Raw genomic sequence first — 23344 nt, forward strand, 5'->3', positions numbered from 1 at the left:
GCGACGGTTTTGTTAGGTGTTGTGAAACAGGAAAACAACGGTAGAAAAGCGGGTTTCTGGCCTATACTTGGCATGAAAAACTTGCTAACCGTCAACTCCAAACGATTGCGCCGACCTTGCCAGCCCCAGCCGCCCCCTACGATTACGATGCCGCCCTGCGCGCCTGCGCCCGGGGCGAGCAGCAGGCATTGCACGGCCTGTACCAGCAGGAAAGCCGCTACCTGCTCGGTGTGGCCCTGCGCATCGTACGCCAGCGGGCCCTGGCCGAAGACGTGCTGCACGACGCCTTCCTGAATATCTGGCGCCGTGCCGGCAGTTTCGACGCCACGCGCGGCAGCGGCAAGGGCTGGATCTATGTGGTGGTGCGGCACCAGGCACTGAACGTGGCGCGCGCCCGCGCCCATGAAGTATCGGCCGACGAGGATACCGTGGAAAACCTGCTGCACCAACGCCAAGGCGATGACGCCGGCGATGCCTACGCGCTGCAGGCGAACATGGGCAAGCTGCACGATTGCCTCGGTCACCTGGACGAACCCAAGCGCAACAGCATCCTGTATGCCTACGTCGATGGCTGTTCCCACAGTGAAATCGCGCAGCGCCTGCAAGCGCCGCTGGGCACCGTCAAGGCATGGGTCAAGCGGGGCCTGGCCGCCTTGCGGGAGTGCATGGGATGATCGACAACGACGAAGAACTGCAAAGGCTGGCCAGCGAATACGTGCTGGGCACATTGGAACTGACCGAACGGAACGAAGTGGAACAGCGCTTGCCGCACGACGCCGCCTTGCGCGATGCCGTTGCTGCCTGGGAACAGCGTCTGCTGCCCTTGACGACCCTGGCGGCGCCCGAAACGCCGTCCGCGCAACTGTGGCCGCGCATCAGCGCCAGCCTTTTCATGCCGAACACCGTGCGGCAGGCGGGCGGCTGGCAGGCGTGGTGGAACAGCCTGGCCTTCTGGCGACTGCTGGCCGGCGTCGGCCTGGCGGCCACGGCCGCGCTGGCCGTGCTGGTCACCATGCAACTGCAGACGCCAGCCGGACCCGGCTACCTGGTCGTGCTGGTGGCGCCACAGGATAAATCGCCGGGCTGGATCGTGCAGGCGGGCGGACGCGGCGGCAAGAACCGCGACCTGCGCCTGATCCCGCTGGGGCCAACAAATGTACCGCAGCAAAAAGCCCTGCAATTCTGGACCAAGGGCAAGGATTGGGGCGCGCCTGTCTCGCTGGGCCTGGTCAAGCCGGGGCAAAGCCTCAAGTTGACCCTGGACAAGCTGCCGCCGCTGCAGCCGGAGCAGCTGTTTGAAATCACGCTGGAACCGGCTACGGGGTCGCCCACGGGCCGGCCGACGGGGCCGATTTTATACATCGGCCGCGCCGTCAAGGTGATCTGATTACTGAGACAGCTCGTCACCCATCTCGCGCCCGCGCTGCGCGGCCGCCTTGATGCCCTTGACGATGGCCGCCTTGACGCCGCTCTCTTCCATGCTGGTGAGCGCCGCATACGTCGTGCCGCCTTTCGACGTCACGCGCTCGCGCAGCAGCGACACGGGTTCGCTGGAATTGGCCGCCAGCTGCGCCGCGCCCGTAAACGTCGCAATGGCCAGCTGCGTGCCCTGCTCGGACGTCAAGCCCAGTTCGGCAGCCGCCTGCTGCATCGCTTCGATAAAGTAAAACACGTAGGCGGGACCGCTGCCCGACACGGCCGTGACGGGGTCGATCTTCGCCTCGTCGTCGAGCCAGACGGTCTGGCCGACGGCGCGCAGGATGGCGTCCGCCGTCTTTTTCTGTTCTTCGCTCACGCCGCTGCTGGCCACCATGCCCGTGATGCCCATGCCGATCAGGGCCGGCGTGTTCGGCATGCAGCGCACGATGGCGCGGTAATCACCGAGCCATCGCGACAGGTCTTGCGCGCGGATGCCGGCCGCGATCGACAGGATCAATGGCGCCCGTTCCCCGTCGAGGAAGGGCAGCAATTGCGCCGCCACTTCGCGCATGCTTTGCGGTTTCACGGCCAGCACGATCACGTCCACGGCGCGCAGCGCTTCACCGGCGGCACTGGCCGTGGTGACGCCGAATTGCGCCTGCAATTTTTCCAGCGCGGGCGCATGCGGGTCGATCACGTGGATGTTGCCGCCCAGGGTCAGTTTGCCTGCCAGGCCGGCGATCAGGGCGGCGGCCATATTGCCGCCGCCCACGAAGGCGATATTCAATTCTGTCGTCATGGTGATTCTTCCATTCAATCAGTGAGAGTAATTACGGGAACCGAAGATGGCGCTGCCCACGCGCACGATGGTGGCGCCTTCCAGCACGGCGGCGCGCAAGTCGGCCGACATGCCCATCGACAGCGTGTCGAGCGCCAGCCCGTCCGCCTTCAATTGCTGGTACAGCACGCGCAATTGCGCAAAGGCAGCGCGCTGCAGGGCGACATCCGTTTCCGGCTCGGGAATGGCCATCAGGCCGCGCAAGCGCAAGCGAGGCAATTGCGCCACGGCGCGCGCCAGCGCCGGCAAGTCAGCCGGCGTCACGCCGCTCTTGCTCGCCTCGCCGCTGATATTGACTTGCAGGCAGATATTTAAGTCCGGCAAGCCGGCCGGGCGCTGCTCGGACAGGCGAACGGCGATCTTTTCCCGTTCCACCGTATGCACCCAGTCGAAGTGCTCGGCGATGGGGCGCGTCTTGTTGCTCTGGATGGGGCCGATGAAATGCCATGCCGGAGCGTGCTGCGGCGCGGCCTCCTTCACAAAGGCGATCTTGTCGAGCGCTTCCTGCAGATAATTTTCGCCAAACGCCGCCTGGCCCGCGCGCATGGCGGCCAGCACGGCGTCCGCGCCAAAGGTTTTCGACACGGCCAGCAGGGTCACGTCTTCCGGCAGGCGCCGCGCCTCCAGGGCGGCCTGCGCAATACTGTCGCGCACGGCTTGCAAGTTCTGTTCGATTGTGGACATAATCATTTTCTAGTGTATAGGGGCGGCGGCACAGTGCGCCAGCCCATCAATGCAGGCACAGGGATTATAAATGGACATCTCCGAATTACTCGCTTTCTCCGTCAGCAACAAGGCTTCCGACCTGCACCTGTCTTCCGGCCTGCCGCCGATGATACGCGTGCATGGCGACGTGCGCCGCCTGAACGTGGCGCCGCTCGAGCACAAGGAAGTGCACAGCATGATCTACGACATCATGAACGACAGCCAGCGCAAAGCCTATGAAGAAGCGCTGGAATGCGATTTCTCTTTCGAGATTCCCGGCCTGGCGCGCTTCCGCGTCAACGCCTACAACCAGGAACGGGGCGCTTCGGCCGTGCTGCGCACGATTCCCTCAAAAGTGCTGACCCTGGAAGAACTCAACGCCCCGCGCATCTTCGGCGAGCTGGCCATGCGTCCGCGCGGCCTCGTGCTCGTCACGGGTCCGACCGGCTCCGGCAAGTCGACCACCCTGGCGGCCATGGTGAACCACGTCAACGAACGCCTGAACCACCATATTCTGACCATCGAAGACCCGATCGAATTCGTGCATGAGCCAAAAAAATGCCTGATCAACCAGCGCGAGGTGGGGGCGCACACGCATTCGTTCAGCAACGCGCTGCGCTCGGCCCTGCGCGAAGACCCGGACGTGATTCTGGTGGGCGAATTGCGCGACCTGGAAACCATCCGCCTGGCGCTGACGGCAGCCGAAACGGGCCACCTGGTGTTCGGCACCCTGCACACCTCGTCGGCGGCGAAGTCGATCGACCGCATCATCGACGTCTTCCCCGCCGAGGAAAAGGAAATGGTGCGCGCCATGCTGTCCGAATCCTTGCAAGCCGTCATTTCGCAGAATTTGCTGAAAACCAAGGATGGCGCGGGCCGCGTGGCCGCGCATGAAATCATGCTGGCCACGCCCGCCGTGCGCAACCTGATCCGCGAAGCGAAAGTGGCGCAAATGTATTCGGCCATCCAGACGGGCAGCAACGTGGGCATGCAGACCCTGGACCAGTGCTTGAGCGACCTGGTGCGGCGCGGCACGATCTCGGCCGAAGCGGCCCGCGCGGCCGCCAAATCGCCTGAAAACTTCCCCGGATAAGCCCATGCAGACGACGCACGAATACTATGGCGCCATGCACGCGCTGCTGGCGCAGATGCGCGCGCGGGGCGGCTCCGACCTGTTCATCACGGCCGGCTTTCCGCCCGCCATCAAGCTCGACGGCAAGCTGACGCCGCTGGCGGGCGCCGCGCTCGATGCGCAGCAGGCGGCCGGCTACGTGCGCGCCGTCATGAACGAGCGCCAGGCGGCCGAATTCGCGTCCAGCCGCGAAGCCAATTTCGCCATCAGCCCGGACGGCCTGGGGCGTTTCCGCGTGTCCGCCTTCGTGCAGATGGGTCAGGCAGGCATGGTCTTGCGCTTGATCAATACCGCCATCCCCACCCTCGATGGGCTGGGTTTACCGGCCATCCTGCAAGACATCGTGATGAGCAAGCGCGGCCTCGTCATCATGGTGGGCGCCACGGGCTGCGGCAAGTCGACCACCTTGGCGGCCATGGTGGGCCACCGCAACGCGCACAGCCACGGCCACATCATCACCATCGAAGACCCCGTGGAATTCATCCATCCGCACGGCAACTGCATCGTCACCCAGCGCGAGGTGGGCGTCGATACGGACGACTGGGCCACGGCCCTGAAAAACACCCTGCGCCAGGCGCCCGACGTGATCCAGATCGGCGAAATCCGCGACCGCGACACCATGGACCACGCCATCGCATTCGCCGAGACGGGCCATCTGTGCCTGGCCACCCTGCACGCGAACAACGCCAACCAGGCGCTGGACCGCATCATCAATTTCTTCCCCGAAGAGCGGCGCCAGCAGCTGCTGATGGATCTGTCACTCAATTTGAAGGGCATGATTTCGCAGCGGCTGATCCCCAACAAGGACGGCGGCGGACGCAAGGCGGCGCTGGAAATCCTGCTCAATTCGCCGCTGATGAGCGATCTGATCTTCAAGGGCCAGGTGCACGAGATCAAGGAGCTGATGAAAAAATCGCGCGAGCATGGCATGCAGACGTTCGACCAGGCCCTGTTCGACCTGCACGAAGCGGGCGCCATCAGCTATGAAGACGCGCTGCGCAATGCGGACTCCGTCAACGACCTGCGCCTGACGATCAAGCTCAAGGGCGCAACGGCGCCGGAACCGGCCCCGCAAACGGGCACCACCACACTGGGACTGCTCTGACATGAGCAGCATCCACGCTTTCCAGGCCGAGGCGCTGGACGGCACGCCGGTCGACCTGGCGCGCTACAAGGGCAAGGTGCTGCTGATCGTCAATACGGCCAGCGCCTGCGGCTTCACGCCGCAATACCAGGGTCTGGAAGCGCTGTACCGCGAATTTCACGACCAGGGTCTGGTCGTGCTGGGCTTTCCCTGCAACCAATTCCGCCAGCAGGAACCGGGCTCGAATACGGACATCGGCGCTTTTTGCGAGAAAAACTTCGGCGTCACCTTTCCCCTGTTTGCCAAGATCGACGTCAATGGTCCGCAGACCCATCCCCTGTTTGCGCAATTAAAACAGGCGGCGCCCGGCATATTGGGCACGCAAGCGATCAAATGGAATTTCACCAAGTTTTTGGTGCGCAAGGATGGCAGCGTATTTCGCCGCTACGCGACGGCCAGCAAACCGGCCAGCCTGGCGGCCGACATTCGGCAATTGCTACAGGAATAGCACGCGACGCTTTGATTTAAAACAACAAACAATGAAATCAATCAATTCGTATTTATTTCATGCTTGATATCAATATTGTGTTTCCAATAGCAAATTTCGGTGATAATGTTGACATAATTATTCGCAGATATCGATCAAAAAACGATGCCAGTCTTTGGGAAATTCATATCTTCATGGATGCGGATGGGCATTTATTCCCGTCTCTTCATTCCTATTTTCTTCCTGATACTCGCCGTTTCCGCCGTTCGCTATCACGCCCTGCTCGGTACGGAAACGGCGCTGGCCAAGGCGCGCTACCACAGCGATGCCCGGCAACTCGACCTGTTCCTGGCCAATAGCGTATTGCCGCTGAGCGTACACACGCACAGTCACGCGATGCACGACAGCGTGCGCCAGGTGCTGCGCGGCGCCCTGCCGCTGAACCGCAGCCTCGTTTCCGCGCGCTGGGACACGGCTGACGCGCATGTCGAAGTGCTGGCCGACAAACCGCTGGCCGACAGCGTGGCGGCCACGGTGCCCGCGTGGTTCGCGCGCCTGGCCGGCCTCACGGCCATCCGCAGCCGCCTGACGGTGGCGCTGCCGGACGGCGGCGACGGCATCCTCGCCCTGCACTACACGCCCGGCCTGCCCCTGGCGCAGGTATGGCAGCGGGTACGCGAACAGGCCGTCCTCAGCACCATCAATATCGTGCTGGTCTTCCTCTTGCTGAGCTTGATCCTGGCCACGCACCGGCGCTTGCTGGCGCGGCTGGTGCAAGCGACCGACCGCTTCCGCGAAGGCGACTTCACCGTGCGCCTGGCGGCTGGCGCCACGCCCGAAGCGCAAGCCGTGTCGCACTCGTTCAACAGCATGGCCGGCGATGTCGAAGAACTGTTTTCCTCGCTGAAGACCAGCCAGCGCCAGCTGGGCGAGCAGCTGAACGAAACCGTGCACATGCAGCAGGCGCTGCAAAAACTATCATGGCAAAACTACAATGATGTACTGACGGGTTTGCCCAACCGTGCCGCGCTGGCCGCCCGCTTCGAACAGGAAATGTTCCTGGCGCGCGAACGCCAGCGCCTGCTGGCCGTCTGCCTGTTCGACCTCGACCACTTCCAGGTCATCAACGACCGCTACGGCGCCGAAGCGGGCGATGAAATCCTCAAGCAGGTGGCGGGCCGCCTGCACAGTTTTACGGGCCAGGTCCACTACGCGGCGCGCCTGGGCGGCGATGAATTCGTCATGCTGCTGTGCGGCCAGGTGAATATCGCCAGCATCGAACAGAACGTCACGCAATTGATGCAGGAACTGAGCCGCCCCTACCAGTGCGACCAGCAGGCGCTGCACATGACGGCCAGCGCCGGCATCGCCGTCTATGCGGGCAAGGACTTGAATACGGAAAGCCTGCTGCGCCACGCCGACCACGCCGTCTACCAGGCGAAATTGACGGGGCGCAACCAGTACCACTTCTTCGATACCAACCTCGATGAAGAAGTGCGCACCCACCACAACCAGCGCACGGAAGTGCGCCAGGCCCTGATCAACGGCGAACTGCGGCTGTACTACCAGCCCAAGGTCAACATGCGCGCCGGCACGGTGGTGGGCATGGAAGCGCTGCTGCGCTGGCAGCATGCGCGCCGCGGCGTGCTGGCACCGGCGCAATTCCTGCCGCTGGTGGAGCAGACGGACCTGATCATCGACATCGGCGAATGGGTGCTGCGCCAGGCCCTGTGGCAGCTGCAGCGCTGGAGTGCCGCCGGCAAGCACTGGGTGGTCAGCGTGAACATCGCGGCGCGCCACTTCCAGCAACCCAATTTCGTCTCGCGCCTGGAAACCATCCTCGGCGAATTTCCCGGCGTGTGCGCCAGCATGCTGGAACTGGAAATCCTCGAATCGTCGGCCCTGCACGACATCGAGGACGTGCGCCGCATCATCCGCGCCTGCCAGGCGCTGGGCATCACGTTCGCGCTCGACGATTTCGGCACCGGCTACTCGTCGATGTCGTATTTGAAGCGCCTGCCGGCGAACATCGTCAAGATCGACCAAAGCTTCGTGCGCAACATGCTCAACGACCGCGACGACCTGCACCTGGTGCGCGCCGTCATCGGCCTGGCCCGTTCAGTCAGCCTGACGGTGATCGCCGAAGGCGTGGAAAGCGTCGAACATGGCGCGCGCCTGATCCAGCTGGGCTGCGACCTGGCGCAAGGCTACGGCATCGCCCGCCCCATGCCGGCCGAGGCCGTGCTGGAGTGGGCGAACAATTTCATCCCGGCGCCGCAATGGAAAACTGCGCAATATAGCGAAGTGTCTATTTGACCTGGGACAAAGCGGAGTCGATCAGCTCGATCCAGTGCCGCACGGGCGTCTCGGTGCCCGACTGCAGGTGGCTCAGGCAGCCGATATTGGCCGACACAATTTCATCGGGCTCGCACGCTTCCAGGTTTGCCACCTTGTTGTCGCGCAGCTGCTGCGACAGGGCCGGCTGCAGAATCGAATACGTGCCCGCCGAACCGCAGCACAAATGGCTGTCGGCGCACAGGCGCACGTCGACGCCGACGGCGCGCAGCACCTGCTCCACCTTGCCGCGGATTTGCTGGCCGTGCTGCAGGGTGCACGGCGGGTGATACGCGACTTTTTTGCCGATGCGCCCTTTCAGCTGCGCCACCAGCTCGTGTTCAAACGCCGGCATGATCTCGGACAAATCGCGCGTCAGTGCGGCGATGCGCCGCGCCTTCTCCGCATACTGCGCGTCGTGCGCCAGCAAATGGCCGTATTCCTTCACCGTGGCGCCGCAGCCGGACGCCGTCATGACGATGGCTTCGGCACTGTCGACATACGGCCACCAGGCGTCGATATTGCGGCGCATGTCGTCCAGCGCCGCTTCCTGGTCGTTCAGGTGATGGCGCAGCGCGCCGCAGCAGCCGGCCTTCGGCGCGACGATCAATTGCACGCCCAGCGCATCGAGCACGCGCGCCGTGGCCGCGTTGATGTTGGGCGACATGGCCGGCTGCACGCAGCCGTCGAGCAGCAGCATGCTGCGCGCGTGCTGGCGCGCGGGCCATGCGCCGGCGGCGGCGCCCGGGCGCAATTTGTCCTGCAAGCCTTTTGACAGCAAGGGCCGCAGCGCCTGTCCCGCCTTGTACACGGGCGTAAACAGCCAGCGGCGCGGCAAGGCTTCCTTCAGGGCGAAGCGCAAGGCGCGTTCGCGCAAGGGGCGCTGCACGCGCTGCTCGACGACGTTGCGGCCGATGTCGACCAGGCGCCCGTACTGCACCCCCGAGGGACAGGTCGACTCGCAGTTGCGGCAGGTCAGACAGCGGTCCAGGTGCGTCTGCGTCTTGGCCGTGACGGGCGCGCCTTCGAGCACTTGCTTGATCAGGTAGATGCGTCCGCGCGGGCCATCGAGCTCGTCGCCCAGCAGCTGGTAGGTGGGACAGGTGGCCGTGCAAAAGCCGCAATGCACGCAGGCGCGCAAGATGGCTTCGGCTTCGTCGCCTGCCGGCGTATTCTTGATGAAATCGGCGAGATTGGTTTGCATGCGCTCAAGTCATTCTGTGCGGGTTGAAGATGCCGGCAGGGTCGAAAGCCTGCCGCAGGCGCTGGTGGATGGTGGCGATGGCCGGCGCCAGCGGGTGGAACACGCCCACCGCCTTGTCGCCGCCGCGGAACAGGGTGGCGTGCCCCCCAAGAGCGGCCACGGCCTGGCGGATGTGCCGCGCGCTATCGGCGTCAGCATCGCCGTCGAGCTTGAGCCAGCGCTGCGCGCCGCCCCACTCGATCAGCTGGCGCCCTTTTACAATCACGGCGCTGGCGTGCGGCGGCAGCGACAGGCGCCACAAGCTGCCGGCGCCCGCAAAGAAAGCGTGCGTCTGTTCGCGCACGGCCAGCCAGAAGGCGGCCGCCTCATCGGCTGCCAGCAGCTCGCCGCCCAGCGTGTGCAGCGCCGCCGACACGGCCGCCTCGGCGCCGGACAGGCGCAGCGTCAGCACGCCGTCGTGCCAGCAGCTGGCCGATATCGGCAGCGGCTTGCCCGCCCATTCATTCAGCATGCGCAAGGCGGCGATTTCCGCGCACGCCATGCGCAAGGTCGCTTCGCGCAGCGGCAAGGGCAGCACCTTCAGCGACACTTCCAGGATCAGGCCCAAGGTGCCCATGGACCCCGCCAGCAGGCGCGAGACATCGTAGCCGGCCACGTTTTTCATCACCTGCCCGCCGAAAGCCAGGCGTTCGCCATGGCCATCCATCAGCACGGCGCCCAGCACGAAATCACGCAGCGCGCCCGCGCTGGCGCGGCGCGGGCCGGACAGCGCGCTGGCGACGACGCCGCCCACGGTGGCGCCAGGACCGAAATGCGGCGGCTCGAAGGCCAGCATCTGGTTGCGCGCGGCCAGCGCCGCCTCGATGTCCGCCAGCGGCGTGCCGCAGCGGGCCGTGATCACCAGTTCCGTCGGTTCATAGTCGATGATGCCCGCATACGCGCGCGTGTCGAGCACCTCGCCGTCGAATTGCTGGCCATACCAGTCTTTCGTGCCGCCGCCGCGCAGGCGCAAGGGCTTGCCCGCCGCGCTGGCGGCCAGTATCTGCTGCCTGAATTGTTCCATGATCGCTTGCAAAGGAGTCTCCGGCGGTTAAAAACGGGGCAGGTTGGCGAACGGCAGGCGCCCTGCCGTCACATGCATCTTGCCGAATTCGGCGCAGCGGTTCAAGGTGGGGATCGCCTTGTCCGGGTTCAGCAGGGTGTGCGGGTCGAAGGCGCGCTTGACGGCAAAGAAGGCATCGAGTTCGGCGCGCGTAAACTGCACGCACATGGAATTAATCTTTTCCATGCCCACGCCATGCTCGCCCGTGATGGTGCCGCCGACGGCCACGCACAGGGCTAATATGTCCGCGCCAAACGCTTCGGCGCGCTCGAATTGCCCGGGCATGTTGGCGTCGAACAGGATCAGCGGATGCAGATTGCCGTCGCCCGCGTGGAACACATTCGCGCAGCGCAAGCCATGCGTCGTTTCCATGCCGGCGATGCCCGTCAGGACCTCCGCCAGTTTTTTTCGCGGGATGGTGCCGTCCATGCAGTAGTAATCGGGCGAGATGCGCCCGGCGGCGGGAAACGCGTTCTTGCGGCCGGACCAGAACTTCATGCGCTCCGCTTCCGACTGCGAGACGGCGATGGCGCTGGCGCCCGCCCCTTCCAGCACCGCCGTCATGCGGGCGATTTCCTCTTCCACTTCCTCGTGCGTGCCGTCCGCTTCGCACAGCAAAATGGCGGCCGCATCGATGTCGTAGCCGGCCTTGACGAACGGTTCGACCATGCGCGAGGACGTCTGGTCCATCATTTCCAGCCCGGCCGGAATGATGCCGGCGGCAATCACGTTGGCCACGGCGTTGCCGCCCGTGACGACGTCGTCAAAGGACGCCATGATGACTCTGGCCGTGGCCGGTTTCGGGATCAGTTTCACCGTCACTTCCGTGACGATGCCCAGCATGCCTTCGGAGCCGATGAAAACGGCCAGCAGGTCCAGGCCCGGAGAGTCGAGGCATTCGCCGCCCAGTTCCAGCACGTCGCCATCGATGGTGACGATGCGCACGCGCAGCACATTGTGTACGGTCAAGCCGTATTTCAGGCAATGCACGCCGCCCGAGTTTTCCGCCACGTTGCCGCCGATGCTGCAGGCGATCTGCGAGGAGGGATCGGGCGCGTAGTACAGCGCGTGGGGCGCCGCCGCTTCGGAAATGGCCAGGTTGCGCACGCCCGGCTGCACCACGGCAGTGCGCGCGTAGGCGTCCAGACGCACGATGCGGTTCAGGCGCGCCGTCGACAGCACCACGCCGTCGGCGATCGGCAAGGCGCCACCCGACAAGCCCGTGCCGGCGCCGCGCGGCACGATCGGCACCTTCAGTTCCCGGCAGACGCCGAGGATGGCGATGACCTGTTCCTCCGTATCGGGCAGGGTGACCACCATCGGCAGCTGGCGGTAGGCGGCCAGGCCGTCACATTCGTACGGACGCGTATCTTCGGCGTCGGACAGCACGCAGCGGGCCGGCAGCACGGCCAGCAGGGCCGCGACGACGGCTTGCTGGCGCGCGGCGGTCAATCCGGATTCAGGGGCAGCATTGAGCATAAGATGGGGGGAAAGGGCATGGGCGTGCAACGATTGTAAGCACAAAAGTGGCACGCAGCGTTTTTTTTGTCCATTTCGAAGCCAAATCCGCAGCCAGGCGGCGCGCAGTGTCGTATGCTGCCCCCATTCTTCATTGACAGGATCAGCATCATGGGCAACCGACTCTCGAAAATCGCCACGCGCACGGGCGACAATGGCAGCACCGGTCTGGGCGACGGCAGCCGCACCAGCAAGGACAGCGCCCGCATCCACGCCATGGGCGACGTGGACGAACTCAATTCCCATATCGGCTTGCTGCTGTGCGAAGCCATGCCCGACGCCTTGCGCGACGAGCTGGTGGCCATCCAGCACGACCTGTTCGACCTGGGCGGGGAAATCTGCATCCCCGGCTACCAGCTGATCAAGGAAGAGCATGTGCTGCGCCTCGATGATTTACTGGCGAAATATAATGCGGACTTGCCCGCCCTGAGTGAATTCATCCTGCCGGCCGGTTCGCGCGCCGCCTCGCTGGCGCATGTCTGCCGCACCGTGTGCCGCCGCGCCGAGCGCAGCATCGTCGCGCTGGCCAATGCGGAAACCATCCACGAGCATCCGCGCCAGTACGTGAACCGCCTGTCGGACCTGCTGTTCGTGCTGTCGCGCGTGCTGAACCGCTTTGCCGGCGGCAGCGACGTGCTGTGGCGGCATGACCGCACGCGGGGCTAACGTCGGCAACGCCGGCCTGGCCAGCGTACAGGCCAGCCGGCGAACTTTATTGAATGCTAGTCTTGCGCGCAGCGGTTGTAGCACAGCTGATGAATCTTGGTACAGGCGCCTGGCGACCTCGGATGATCCGTCATGCACTGGTCCAGCCCTTCATCGCATTGCGCATAGCATTCCGGCTCGCCGCCGGCAATCGCATACGAGGCGCTGACGCCCATGGCAAACAAAAAGAAACCCAGTTTTTTGAACATAAGCACTCCTGTTGAATTGACAGACGATCACTGACATCCATGGCGCGCCGTCTCTTACGCGCCATCCGTGAGTCAGATTTTCTTCAGCGCCGCTTCCAGCGCGCCCGTATTAAACCCCTGGATCTTGCGGTTGCCGATCAACACCACCGGCACGCCGCCACCGCCGAGTTCTTCATGGGCTTTTTTCGCTGCCGGCGATTTCTCGATATCGAGATCGACGAAGTCGATCTTGTTCTCCTTGAAATACGCGCGCGTCTTGGCGCAATAGCCGCACCAGTCCGTGCCGTACAACACCACCTTCGCCTGGGCATTCGGGAAATACGCGGCGTAGTTGCCCTCGGTGTAATTCGACTTGAGAAGGCCGGGCAACAGGGACAGGCCATAACCGCTGCCCAGGCCGGCGGCCAGGATCAAGCCATACATGGCGATGGTTTTCATTTTTTTCTGCATCATAGGTATCAGGGACGTAGATGATCGAGGGCGGCCGACGCGGCATGCGCCTGCCGGCCGCCTCGCAATGCAAAAAAAGATATCAGGTGCCGGCTTGGCAGACTCTCAGGCAGGCTTTGTAATTGTTGCTGCACAATGGGGATCTGTCGCCATACATCATCTTGCATTCCCGCAGTTCCTCCTCGCAGCTATAGCAGTCGATATCGGAAGCGATGGCATAGGAAGCGCTCAATCCCAGGGTGAAAATAAATGCCGCAATCTTTTTCATTTACTACTCTCCATGTGAGCGATTGCCTCAGGCAATCGCGGCAGACCAGTCGTAAGAAATTTCATCTTTGCTTGCTACGAAAACGAATATGGACCGCACTTATTTTAGAGTCAACGTTTCCATAGGATAAATTTTCACTTTCGGAAATATATCGGGAAAGCCCCTGGAATGTGGCATTTGGAGAGATTGCGGCGCATAAAACGTCTATACAATATCGGCGCCGCAGCAGTAGAGGCAGGTTGCGGGCGCAGCCGGCAGAGCGGCAATACCAGGCCGAAAAAAACGCCGTGGCGCGAGGCGCTAGCGCGCGCCGTTCTCCATCGCCAGCACATGCTCGCGCAGCAAGCCACGCAGCAACTGCACTTGCCCCACGGCATCGGCCTGCAAAGGCGTCAGCACCTCGCTGATGCAGGGGCCGGGCGCTGCGGCGCCGGAATCCCCGCGCAGCAAGGCATCCATTTCAGCACTGACCTCGGCAATCCACTGCTGCAGCTCGGGCGGCGCCGGCTCGGCCTGGGGACTCAGGCTGATGCGTGCCGTGCTGCCCGCCACGCGGCGCAGCAGCGGCAAGGTGCGCAGCGCCGCCAGGCCCACGCCACTGCTGCGGTCGAGGCGGCGTTCGATGCGCAGGCGCTGCAGCACCTGTTCCGCGTTATTGCTGGCCAGCCCCGCCTCGCGGCGCAGGCGCGCGATGGCGCTATCCCATTTCCCGCCGGCCGCCAGCACGGCCAGCAGGTATTTCAGGTTGGCCGACACGGCTTTCGCCAGGCGCTGGTCCAGGTCGTCCGCTTCGCGGTCGGGCCACAGGAAAAACGTGGCCAGCAGAGCCAGCACGCAACCGAGCACATTGTTGCCCAGGCGACTCATCGCATACACCATCTCGCTGGCGGGCGCCGCATAGTCGGCCACCAGCACGAAGGCGGGCGTCATGAACAGCACGTGCAGGCTGTAGCTGACGCGGCGCAAGGCCATGGTGGCGACGATCAGCGGAAACACCACCAGCGAAATCGCCAGCGGGGTGTGCACGGCCAGGCCGATCAGCACGGCCAGCACGGCGCCCAGCACGCTGCCCGCGACCCGCTCGATGCCGCGCGGCCAGGTGGTCGACACGGACGGCTGCAGTATCAGCAACGTGGCCATGGTGGCCCAGTAGCCGAACGGAATGTGCAGCGCCTCGACCAGCAGGAAGCCGGCCGTCGTGGCCAGCGACACGCGCGCCGCATGGCGCCAGCTCAGCGACTGCGGCGTGGCGTTGACTTTCGCCGTCTGCCACGCCTGCCCCAGCGCCAGGAAAGCCGCCTCGCGCCACGGCAGCTGCGCCGCGCGCGGCAAGCCCAGTTCCATGAAGTCCACGTTCAGGCGCAGCGGCAGCAAGGCGCCCAGCGCCGCTTCCAGGCGCCGTCCGCAGCCCGCCAGGCGGCGCTGCAATTCCAGGGGCGGCGTTTCCGGCTGGCGCTGCACGGCCTGCCCCAGGCGGCGCAGCAGCACGGCCATCACTTCCAGGCTGCGCCGCGCGCGCGGGTCCTGGCGCAGGCGCTGCTGCTCGCGCTCGCACGTATGCGTGACGGCGATCAGATAGGCGAAGATGCGCTCGGCGTCGCTGAGCGCCAGCAGCAGGTTGTCGTACAGGGCGCTGCGGCCCGCGCGTGCGGGCGGTACGGCGGCCAGCGCCACGCGCGCCGCTTCCAGCGCGGCGCGCGCCTGCGAACGGTAGCTGGCGCCATGCGCGGCGGCGTCCGCCTGCGGCGCGTCATGTTCGAGGAAGCGCGCATTGTCGCGCGCGATGCCGGCCAGGCGCGAATACGCGGCGCGGATGGCGCGCCGGCTCGGGCCGAACGGGTGGATGCGCCAGACGGTAAAACTGAGCACCGTGGCAAACAGGCAGCCGAACATGTAGAGGCCCAGGAAAGGCGCCGTCTGCGTCATCGATTCCAATGGGTGCGTGACCATCACCACGCAGGCCGTGGCCGCCAGGATGGCCACTTGCGCCGTGGCCGCGCCCCAGATGCGCGCCAGCGCGCCGGCCCAGGAAAACAGCAGCACGGCGATGGCCGCCGTCGCCACGCCATGGCCGGCCGCCAGCGCCGTCAGGCCGCCGGCCACGGTCGACAGCAGGCCGAAGCCCAGCATCGACACAAAACGCATGCGCCGCGTGCCGGCCGCGTCGGCCAGGCAGGTCCAGAAGGCGCCGATGGCGGCCCAGGAAAAATCGGGCTGATCGAACAGCAGGCCCAGCAGCAGCATGGCGCTGGAAGCACAGGCGGCCCGCAAGCCCTCGGACAGATTCGTTTCGTCGATGGCCAGGGTGACCATCCACAGGGGACGGCGCTGCGACAGGGTGTCGGTGTAGGCGTGCATGCCCGTCAGCCAGCGGCCGGCCAGTGCACGCGCACGGCGGTGAAGTTTCCTGAAATGCAAGGTGGACTTTGAGAAGGTATCAAAGCGTCATCGTAGCATTCCCGGAGGATAAATGTTGCAGTGCAGCGTAATGTGGTGATGCTGCTCAGGAGAATATGGCAGGGGATGGCAATGAAATTAACATCCGCACCAAATCTTGCTGGCGCTCCTCACCCGTTTTTTTCAGCAATGCCCGCAACTGGGTACGGGCCGTCGGCACCCCCACGTGATATTTAAGCGCATAGTCATCGATCGACATCCCACTACCGAGTTCATGTGCCAGTCGCGCTTCCGCCGGCGTCAGCGGAAACCACTGCATCAACTGGCTGGGCGACGCCATCTTCTTGCTCTTTCCCAAGCTAAAGATCAGCACCACCGCCGTCCCCACCGTGGCTTGCAAGGCGTTGTAGCCGTGTTCGCCTGGATCGCAGGAAAACGGCAGCGCCGTCACATACAGCGGCGTGGTCGAACGTATGCGCAGGCTATGCGCCCGGCCATCCGCACGCACTTGCCGGAACAACATGTCCAGTTCGCTGCCATCGACCAGTTTGCCATGCACCACATCGGGACGGGGCCGCCCGAGTATGCAGTTTTCCGCAAACTGATTGGCAAAGGTAACATTGCGCAAGGCATTGATGCCAATCACGCCATAATGCAGTGCATTCAAGGCAAATTCGCTGACGGCAAATGCCTGGGCGACCGGTGCAGCCTGGATCAGCGTTTCCACCGTGCGTTTCAGGTGCGTGCCGAGCGCGCTGAAATGCCGGTGTTCCTCATCCGTAAAATCAGCGCGTCCCGCGCCGTGATTGAATCCCACGTAAATACTCTGCTGCTCGCCACGGTATAAGCACGCGCCGATGAGATAACGCAAATCATGGGGAATCAGATAATCCTGATAAAACGCGCTGCGCGCGACGAAAGCCGGGCCGCAAATGGAACTGCAGCGATAAGTCTGTCCCGTCGGGACGCTGTCGACAAAATGGCGACGCGGATCAATTCTTCCATATTCCTGCGCATACTGTTCCACCGCCGCTACTCTATCCTTGTTAGTGACGATGGTGAATGATTCCTCGCCTGCCGAGGTAATACCGAACAAGTGGCAAAAATCGGAATCCATCATGGCGTTGATACCCGTGAGCGCAGGCGTCAGCAATGCAGGCTGCAGCACCGTCTGATATAAATCGCCCAACGATTTATCCCACTGCTCCATATCCAGTTTCATTTGGCGTCCCGGATCTTTTAAAAGAAGAAATACATCATGGATTTTTTTTGGTGGCCTGGCGCATTGTGCCGGCATGGGCGCCAACACAATATCATCAGTTTGAATGAAACCGCTGCCATGCTATTGCATCGACAATGCGCAAGCTTACCGATGTTTCCATTGTTAATGGAAATATATTCATCCACTCGATGCCCTGTCTTCCCATGAAAAGCCGCCCATGTCATTGCACCCGACACTTTATATATTGCTTGCCACCTTGCTGCTCGGCGGCTGTGATCAGCAAACTGCCGCCGTCGCCAGCGCCCCGGCTGCCGTCAGCACCAGTAGCAACGCAGACGCCGGATCTGGCGCGAGCGTAGGGCAGGACGGCATTCCCCAATTACAGCGCGAGGCCTTGCTGCCGCTTGCGGCATACATCGCCGATCCTGCTTCCCCGCAAGAGCCGAATGCAGCAGAAACCCGGATTTCGGAGCATTTTCGCCAGATGTACTGGTCAGCAGCCAAGCGCGACGACACCTTGCTGGCCGTCGATTTCATTGCAGGTTTCCCGAAAGTACAAGACAGTTTTCAACGCACGGACTTGATCCGCTCGAATCGCGCCCTGCTCGACGCGGCCTTTGCGGACACCCGTGCCAACAAGCACTTTTCCATCTACCATCGGAAGGCCGCGCCCTTGCAGCTGCAACACTATGACGACAAGGAAAAGGGTTTCCCTTTTCAGCTGGACTGGTCCGAGGACCGCGAGCTGTACTTCGCCAAACCGAACACGCCGGGCATACAGCGCGACAGCTGGCGATTGTTGGTGCTCGGCGGTAGCGTGCCTGCCTCGCAAGCGGCGCAGTCAGCCATATTCCGGCCGCCCAGTGAAGACGCTGCGCGCCACATTGAAAGCAGGCTGGCAAAGGTCGCCAATCCTGACGGCAAGGCGCTGTCATTACCGGTCATCCTGCTGGGCCATACGGTCGCCGCCCACGTCCACCAGTTTGAATACCGCGTGGTGTTTGTCGTCGATGCCGTCGTTGCCCTCGATCCCACTGATCGCACGCCGTTGTTTACGCTCGATGCCACGCATCTGGGCCGCAGCTTCCCCATTCGGAACAAGGAAACCGCTGAACTGCTCGGTGCGCCATATCCCCAAACGACCCATGCACGTTTCATGTAATCACCGGAGAAAAAATGGACAACGAACGTGAAATGAGCGGTATCTTTGCCAATAACGATCTGGGGGTGGGCGCCACGCGCCAGGAACAGATCGACGCTGGCGTTTCTTATATGGATACCCCCTGCGATGCGGCCAACAAGGTCACGCAATACAGGCTGCCGCCTACCCTGCCGATGGGAGACGGTGGCCACGGCCCGTCCGTGCTGCCCCTGTTTTTCGGCGTCGCCGTGCTGTTTGTGGGCTTGATACTGGCGGTCGGCTATTTTTCCAAGTATGGCGTCATGGCCTTGCTCGGTCTGGCCATGTCGGGACTGATCACTGTCCCCGTCATGATCGCCATTGCCATCAAGCGCTGGCCTGTCGTCAGGCCGCATCTCAAGAAGATAGGCTTGGTCTTTTTGGCTGGCTATGTGCTGGGCATGATACTTGGCCCCCTCATCACGCTGGCAGCGCATATTTACACGATTTACCTCTTGCTTAAGTGTAAGCCGATGCGCAAATAGCAGGTCACCAGCCCAATGAAAAAGCGACGCATGGCGTCGCTTTTTCATTGGGGCAATATCAAGATCAACTGACCATGGCCAGGCGCGGCCCTACTGCCGGAAAACGCTGCTCGATCGAGGCGGCGATGCCGGTGGCGTCGAGACCCACGCTTTTCAGCAGTTGCACGGGGTCGCCATGGTCGATGAAGACGTCCGGCAAGCCCAGCATCAAAATCGGCTTGACGATTGCCTCAAGCGCCAGGGCCTCGGCCACGGCCGAACCGGCGCCGCCCATGATGCAGCCCTCTTCCACCGTCACCAGGTAATCGTGGTCAAGAGCCAGCTGCTTCACCAGCGCCACGTCGAGCGGCTTGACGAAGCGCATGTTGGCCACCGTCGCGTCGAGCTTCTCGCCCGCCGCCACGCTCGGCGCCACCATGGAGCCAAAGGCCAGGATGGCGATGCGCTTGCCGTGGCGCTTGAGCTCGCCCTTGCCGATCTCGATGCTGCTCAGTTCCGGCACGATGGCCACGCCCGCACCGGCGCCGCGCGGATAGCGGATGGCCGCCGGGCCCGGATAGTGGTAGCCCGTGGTGAGCATTTGACGGCATTCGTTTTCGTCGGACGCGGCCATGATGACCATGTTCGGGATGCAGCGCAAAAACGCCATGTCGTAGTTGCCCGCGTGCGTGGCGCCGTCGGCGCCCACCAGGCCGGCGCGGTCCAGCGCAAACGTCACGTCCAGGTTTTGCAGCGCCACGTCGTGGATCAGCTGATCGTAGGCGCGCTGCAGGAAAGTCGAATAGATGGCCACGACGGGTTTCAATCCCTCGCAAGCCAGGCCTGCAGCGAAGGTCACGGAATGCTGCTCGGCAATACCGACGTCAAAGTAGCGGTTCGGAAATTGCTGTTCGAACTTGACCATGCCCGAGCCTTCGCGCATGGCCGGCGTGATGCCCACCAGGAGCTTGTCGTGCGCGGCCATGTCGCACAGCCAGTTGCCGAACACTTCCGTGTACGTCATCTTGCCCGGCGCCGTGGCCGGCTTGATGCCTTCCAGGGGATTGAACTTCGGCGTGCCGTGGTACAGGATCGGTTCGGCCTCGGCCAGCTTGTAGCCTTGCCCCTTCTTGGTGACCACGTGCAGGAATTGCGGACCCTTCAATTGCTTGATATTTTGCAAGGTCGGGATCAGCGAATCGAGGTCGTGGCCATCGATGGGGCCGATATAGTTAAAACCGAATTCCTCGAACATGGTGGCGGGCACGACCATGCCCTTGGCGTGCTCTTCGAAGCGCTTCGCCAATTCCAGCACGGGGCCGGGCAAGACGGACTTGCCGACATTTTTCGCTGCCGCATAGAACTGGCCCGACATCAGGCGCGCCAGGTGGCGGTTCAGCGCGCCCACGGGCGGCGAGATCGACATGTCGTTGTCGTTCAGGATCACCAGCAGGTTGATGTCTTCTTGCACACCCGCATTATTCATCGCCTCGAAAGCCATGCCGGCCGTCATCGAACCGTCGCCGATCACGGCGATCGCGTGCAGCGGGTCGCCCTTGATCTTGGCGGCCTGCGCCATGCCCAGCGCGGCGGAAATGGATGTCGACGAGTGCGCCGTGCCAAAGGTGTCGTACTCGCTCTCGTCGCGCTTCGGGAAGCCGGAGATGCCATCCTTCTGGCGCAGCGTGTGCATGCGCTCGCGCCGGCCCGTGAGGATCTTGTGCGAATAGGTCTGGTGGCCCACGTCCCAGACGATGCGGTCGTGCGGCGTGTTGAACACATAGTGCAGCGCGACGGTCAGCTCGACCGTGCCCAGATTGGACGACAGGTGGCCGCCCGTCTTGGAGACGGAATCGAGCAGGAAGCTGCGCAATTCCTGCGCCAGCGGCACCAGTTGCGAGCGGGCCAGCTTGCGCACTTGCGCTGGTTCATTGATGGTTTCTAACAGTTTCATTTATGCCTTCCGCTGCACGACCAGGTCTGCCAGCTCGCGCAGACGGCGTGCCTTGTCCCCGAATGGCGCCAGCGCCGCATGGGCGTCGCACCGCAATTGTTCTGCCAGGGCTCGCGATGGTTCCAGCCCCAGTATCGATACGTAAGTGGGCTTGTTGGCGGCCGCATCCTTGCCCGCCGTCTTGCCCAGGGTGGCCGAATCGGCCGTGGCGTCGAGCACGTCGTCCACCACCTGGAACGCCAGGCCGACGGCGCGCGCATACGCGTTCAGCGCCGTCATCTCGTCCGGCGCCAGGTCCTTGCCGGCCAGCGCGCCGAGAATCACGGCCGCGCGCAGCAAGGCGCCCGTTTTGAGTTGATGCATCTGTTCCAGCTGCGGCAGGCTCAAGGCCAGGCCGACGCTGTCGAGGTCGATCGCCTGGCCGCCGCACATGCCGCCTGACCCGGAGGCGTGCGCCAGCAGCTTGACCATGGCCATTTGCCGCCCGGGCGGAATCGCCGCGCCGTCGGCCAGCAGCATGAACGCCTGCGATTGCAGCGCGTCACCGACCAGCAGGGCCGTCGCTTCATCGTAGGCAATGTGCACGGTGGGCTTGCCACGGCGCAAGGCATCGTCATCCATGCACGGCATGTCGTCGTGCACCAGCGAATACACGTGAATCATTTCCAAGGCGCAAGCAGCGCGCGCGAGGGTATCTTGATCGGCATCAAACAATTCACCGGCCGCCATCACCAGCAGCGGACGCACGCGCTTGCCGCCGCCCAACAGCGCATAGCGCATGGCCGCGTGCAACTTGTGCGGTACGGCGTCGGCCGCAGGCAAAAATTGGTCGAGCCGGCCTTCCACGCCGGACTGGGTGCTTTGCATCCAGTCGCCGAAGGTGACGCCGTCTTGCTGCACGCTGGCCATCATTGCGCGGCCTCGCCGGCATCCACGAACGGTTTCAACATGTCGCCTTCCAGTACTTTCACCTGCGCCTCGACGCTATCGAGCTGGGTGGCGCAATACTTGACCAGTTCCGAGCCGCGCTGATACGCCGCGACCGATGCTTCCAGCGGCAACTGGCCCGCTTCCATTTGCGTTACCAGCTGCGCCAGTTCCGCCATGGCCTCTTCAAACGAGGCCGGCGCTGCGGCAGCGGCAGTTAATTTCTTCGACATAGACTCAGATCTCTTCGTGGCACGAGGGGTATGTAGGGAGACGCCGGGGACTCCCGGCCAGCATAGAAGCGTTATTTTAGAACAAACCACACTATTAAGTGAAAACTAAAGCGCAATCGGCGTGCTCAAAGGGGTAGACGTTGCCAGCTTGGCAGTCAATTCTAGCGCAATCGCCCCCCTCGGTCGGAAATTGCACGGTAAATGACAATGTTTATCATTGAAGTAGCCTATTTGCCGGAGGGGTTTGGCAATGCCGAGGCCGATACGCGCTATAATCGCCGGTTCTGTCCGAAATACCGTTTCAACAAATTTGAATTCAGGTCTTTGCGGATTCTTTCTCTCTGTAGCGGTTGCCCAGGGATAGGCCTGGGGCACTGCTGACCGTTGTACATTTATGGGGGGTTGGGATGTCCGATCTGGCTACTCACGCCAAGCTGGCGCGTTCAAACGCGCAACTTCCGGTCCACGTCTATTTTGACGAAACGCTGTTGCAGCGTGAAATGCAGCAATTGTTCCAAGCCGGCCCGCGTTATGTCGGGCATGCGCTGATGGTGCCGGAAACCGGCGATTTTGCGACCCTGGCGTCTGAGAACGAAGGGCGCATGCTCGTGCGCAACGCCAATGGTATCGAAGTGCTGTCCAACGTGTGCCGCCACCGGCAGGCGCTGATGTTCAATGGCCGCGGCAATGCCAATAACATCGTCTGCCCGCTGCACCGCTGGACCTACGACCTCAAGGGTGAATTGATCGGCGCGCCGCACTTCCCCGAGACGCCGTGCCTGAACCTGTCGAAAACGCCGCTGCAAAGCTGGAATGGCTTGCTGTTCGAGCAAAATGGCTACAACGTGATGGAAAAATTGAAAGATTTGTCCGTCTCGAAAGACCTCGATTTTTCCGGCTATATGTTCGACCACGTGGAAATCCACGCGTGCGACTACAACTGGAAGACCTTCATCGAAGTCTACCTCGAGGATTATCACGTGGAACCGTTCCACCCGGGCCTGGGCAGCTTTGTCAGCTGCGACGACCTGCGCTGGGAATTCGGCAAGGATTACAGCGTGCAAACGGTGGGCGTGCACCGCGGCCTGCAGCAGGCCGGTTCGCCCGCCTACAAGAAATGGCAGGAACAGGTGCTGCAATTCCGTGGCGGCGAAGTGCCACCGTATGGCGCCATCTGGCTGACGCTTTATCCGAACATCATGGTCGAATGGTATCCGCACGTGCTGATCGTCTCGACCCTGTGGCCGGACGGTCCGCAAAAGACGCGCAACGTGGTGGAGTTCTATTACCCGGAAGAAATCGTGCTGTTCGAGCGCGACTTCGTCGAAGCGGAACGGGCTGCCTACATGGAAACCTGCGTCGAGGACGATGAAATCGCCCTGCGCATGGATGCGGGCCGCAAGGCCCTGATGGCGCGCGGCGAGAACGAAGTGGGTCCTTACCAGTCCCCGATGGAAGACGGCATGCAGCACTTCCACGAGTGGTACCGCAACAATATCGAACTGTAATTCC

The 23344-nt window shown here is 63.0% G+C and carries 23 protein-coding genes; 10 read left to right on the forward strand and 13 right to left on the reverse strand.

Going from position 1 to position 23344, the window contains the following annotated elements; translation table 11 throughout:
• Positions 1 to 116 precede the first annotated feature (116 nt).
• Together ACP7DW_RS18720 and ACP7DW_RS18725 are read left to right on the forward strand one after the other, a co-directional pair.
• Positions 117 to 674, forward strand: coding sequence for a sigma-70 family RNA polymerase sigma factor (locus ACP7DW_RS18720; protein ID WP_426056138.1), 558 nt, complete (start codon positions 117 to 119; stop codon positions 672 to 674).
• The gene (locus ACP7DW_RS18725; protein ID WP_426056137.1) at positions 671 to 1387 is read left to right on the forward strand and encodes an anti-sigma factor; all 717 of its coding nucleotides are present in this window, start codon (positions 671 to 673) and stop codon (positions 1385 to 1387) included. The genes ACP7DW_RS18720 and ACP7DW_RS18725 overlap by 4 nt, the downstream gene beginning before the upstream one ends.
• Here ACP7DW_RS18725 and proC read toward each other — a convergent pair whose 3' ends face one another.
• On the reverse strand, positions 1388 to 2218 hold the full coding sequence (gene proC / locus ACP7DW_RS18730; RefSeq protein WP_426056136.1) for a pyrroline-5-carboxylate reductase: 831 nt from the start codon (positions 2216 to 2218) through the stop codon (positions 1388 to 1390). It lies immediately after the preceding gene.
• Positions 2219 to 2236: 18 nt separating this feature from the next.
• Positions 2237 to 2941: a YggS family pyridoxal phosphate-dependent enzyme gene (locus ACP7DW_RS18735; RefSeq protein ID WP_426056135.1), complete on the reverse strand. Its 705-nt coding sequence runs from the start codon at positions 2939 to 2941 to the stop codon at positions 2237 to 2239.
• Positions 2942 to 3011: 70 nt separating this feature from the next.
• On the opposite strand from ACP7DW_RS18735, the gene ACP7DW_RS18740 reads away from it, so the two are divergent.
• The 4 genes from ACP7DW_RS18740 to ACP7DW_RS18755 all read left to right on the forward strand — a co-directional run bounded on the left by ACP7DW_RS18740 (position 3012) and on the right by ACP7DW_RS18755 (position 7981).
• Complete coding sequence (locus tag ACP7DW_RS18740) at positions 3012 to 4055, forward strand: type IV pilus twitching motility protein PilT (RefSeq protein ID WP_426056134.1); 1044 nt, start codon at positions 3012 to 3014, stop codon at positions 4053 to 4055.
• A 4-nt stretch (positions 4056 to 4059) separates the two neighbouring features.
• Positions 4060 to 5199, forward strand: coding sequence for a PilT/PilU family type 4a pilus ATPase (locus tag ACP7DW_RS18745; protein WP_426056133.1), 1140 nt, complete (start codon positions 4060 to 4062; stop codon positions 5197 to 5199).
• A gap of 1 nt (position 5200) precedes the next feature.
• Complete coding sequence (locus ACP7DW_RS18750) at positions 5201 to 5686, forward strand: glutathione peroxidase (RefSeq protein WP_426056132.1); 486 nt, start codon at positions 5201 to 5203, stop codon at positions 5684 to 5686.
• 183 nt (positions 5687 to 5869) lie between these two features.
• Positions 5870 to 7981 (forward strand): putative bifunctional diguanylate cyclase/phosphodiesterase, encoded by a 2112-nt coding sequence (locus ACP7DW_RS18755; RefSeq protein ID WP_426056131.1) that lies wholly within the window; start codon positions 5870 to 5872, stop codon positions 7979 to 7981.
• On the opposite strand, the gene glcF is transcribed toward ACP7DW_RS18755, so the two are convergent.
• From glcF to ACP7DW_RS18770, 3 genes are read right to left on the reverse strand one after another with little or no spacing between them, the layout of a single operon-like run.
• Positions 7974 to 9203 carry a glycolate oxidase subunit GlcF gene (gene glcF / locus ACP7DW_RS18760; protein WP_426056130.1) on the reverse strand — a complete coding sequence of 410 codons (1230 nt, stop codon included), beginning with the start codon at positions 9201 to 9203 and terminating at the stop codon, positions 7974 to 7976. The two genes, ACP7DW_RS18755 and glcF, sit on opposite strands and share 8 nt — an antisense overlap.
• Before the next feature lie 4 nt (positions 9204 to 9207).
• The gene (glcE, locus tag ACP7DW_RS18765) at positions 9208 to 10266 is read right to left on the reverse strand and encodes a glycolate oxidase subunit GlcE (protein ID WP_426056129.1); all 1059 of its coding nucleotides are present in this window, start codon (positions 10264 to 10266) and stop codon (positions 9208 to 9210) included.
• A gap of 27 nt (positions 10267 to 10293) precedes the next feature.
• Entirely contained in the window at positions 10294 to 11784 is a 1491-nt protein-coding gene (locus ACP7DW_RS18770; RefSeq protein ID WP_426056128.1) for an FAD-linked oxidase C-terminal domain-containing protein, read from the reverse strand.
• A 150-nt stretch (positions 11785 to 11934) separates the two neighbouring features.
• On the opposite strand from ACP7DW_RS18770, the gene ACP7DW_RS18775 reads away from it, so the two are divergent.
• Positions 11935 to 12489 (forward strand): cob(I)yrinic acid a,c-diamide adenosyltransferase, encoded by a 555-nt coding sequence (locus ACP7DW_RS18775; RefSeq protein ID WP_426056127.1) that lies wholly within the window; start codon positions 11935 to 11937, stop codon positions 12487 to 12489.
• Positions 12490 to 12545: 56 nt separating this feature from the next.
• Here ACP7DW_RS18775 and ACP7DW_RS18780 read toward each other — a convergent pair whose 3' ends face one another.
• From ACP7DW_RS18780 to ACP7DW_RS18800, 5 genes are all read right to left on the reverse strand, one after another.
• Entirely contained in the window at positions 12546 to 12737 is a 192-nt protein-coding gene (locus tag ACP7DW_RS18780; protein WP_096233840.1) for a hypothetical protein, read from the reverse strand.
• 72 nt (positions 12738 to 12809) lie between these two features.
• Positions 12810 to 13175, reverse strand: coding sequence for a glutaredoxin family protein (locus ACP7DW_RS18785; RefSeq protein ID WP_298406326.1), 366 nt, complete (start codon positions 13173 to 13175; stop codon positions 12810 to 12812).
• Positions 13176 to 13269: 94 nt separating this feature from the next.
• Entirely contained in the window at positions 13270 to 13455 is a 186-nt protein-coding gene (locus ACP7DW_RS18790; protein WP_426056126.1) for a hypothetical protein, read from the reverse strand.
• Between the two features lie 300 nt (positions 13456 to 13755).
• Entirely contained in the window at positions 13756 to 15813 is a 2058-nt protein-coding gene (locus ACP7DW_RS18795) for an FUSC family protein (RefSeq protein ID WP_426056125.1), read from the reverse strand.
• Positions 15814 to 15958: 145 nt separating this feature from the next.
• On the reverse strand, positions 15959 to 17149 hold the full coding sequence (locus ACP7DW_RS18800) for a hypothetical protein (RefSeq protein WP_426085225.1): 1191 nt from the start codon (positions 17147 to 17149) through the stop codon (positions 15959 to 15961).
• Positions 17150 to 17291: 142 nt separating this feature from the next.
• On the opposite strand from ACP7DW_RS18800, the gene ACP7DW_RS18805 reads away from it, so the two are divergent.
• Together ACP7DW_RS18805 and ACP7DW_RS18810 are read left to right on the forward strand one after the other, a co-directional pair.
• The gene (locus ACP7DW_RS18805; protein ID WP_426056123.1) at positions 17292 to 18236 is read left to right on the forward strand and encodes a hypothetical protein; all 945 of its coding nucleotides are present in this window, start codon (positions 17292 to 17294) and stop codon (positions 18234 to 18236) included.
• 14 nt (positions 18237 to 18250) lie between these two features.
• The gene (locus ACP7DW_RS18810; protein ID WP_426056122.1) at positions 18251 to 18739 is read left to right on the forward strand and encodes a hypothetical protein; all 489 of its coding nucleotides are present in this window, start codon (positions 18251 to 18253) and stop codon (positions 18737 to 18739) included.
• Positions 18740 to 18803: 64 nt separating this feature from the next.
• Here ACP7DW_RS18810 and dxs read toward each other — a convergent pair whose 3' ends face one another.
• Genes dxs through ACP7DW_RS18825 form a run of 3 tightly spaced genes read right to left on the reverse strand, consistent with a single transcriptional unit; the run spans position 18804 to position 21832 of the window.
• Positions 18804 to 20672: a 1-deoxy-D-xylulose-5-phosphate synthase gene (gene dxs / locus ACP7DW_RS18815; protein ID WP_426056121.1), complete on the reverse strand. Its 1869-nt coding sequence runs from the start codon at positions 20670 to 20672 to the stop codon at positions 18804 to 18806.
• Entirely contained in the window at positions 20673 to 21584 is a 912-nt protein-coding gene (locus ACP7DW_RS18820; RefSeq protein WP_426056120.1) for a polyprenyl synthetase family protein, read from the reverse strand.
• A complete protein-coding gene (locus tag ACP7DW_RS18825) occupies positions 21581 to 21832 on the reverse strand; it encodes an exodeoxyribonuclease VII small subunit (protein ID WP_046683420.1) in 252 nt (83 codons plus the stop codon). Before ACP7DW_RS18825 ends, ACP7DW_RS18820 begins: the two co-directional genes overlap by 4 nt.
• A gap of 407 nt (positions 21833 to 22239) precedes the next feature.
• On the opposite strand from ACP7DW_RS18825, the gene ACP7DW_RS18830 reads away from it, so the two are divergent.
• Positions 22240 to 23340 carry an aromatic ring-hydroxylating oxygenase subunit alpha gene (locus tag ACP7DW_RS18830; protein WP_426056119.1) on the forward strand — a complete coding sequence of 367 codons (1101 nt, stop codon included), beginning with the start codon at positions 22240 to 22242 and terminating at the stop codon, positions 23338 to 23340.
• The last annotated feature ends 4 nt before the right edge of the window (positions 23341 to 23344 follow it).

Origin of the sequence: Janthinobacterium sp. PSRC1-1 (assembly GCF_049897525.1) — a bacterium.
In the GTDB taxonomy this organism is placed as follows: Bacteria; Pseudomonadota; Gammaproteobacteria; order Burkholderiales; family Burkholderiaceae_D; genus Janthinobacterium; species Janthinobacterium tructae.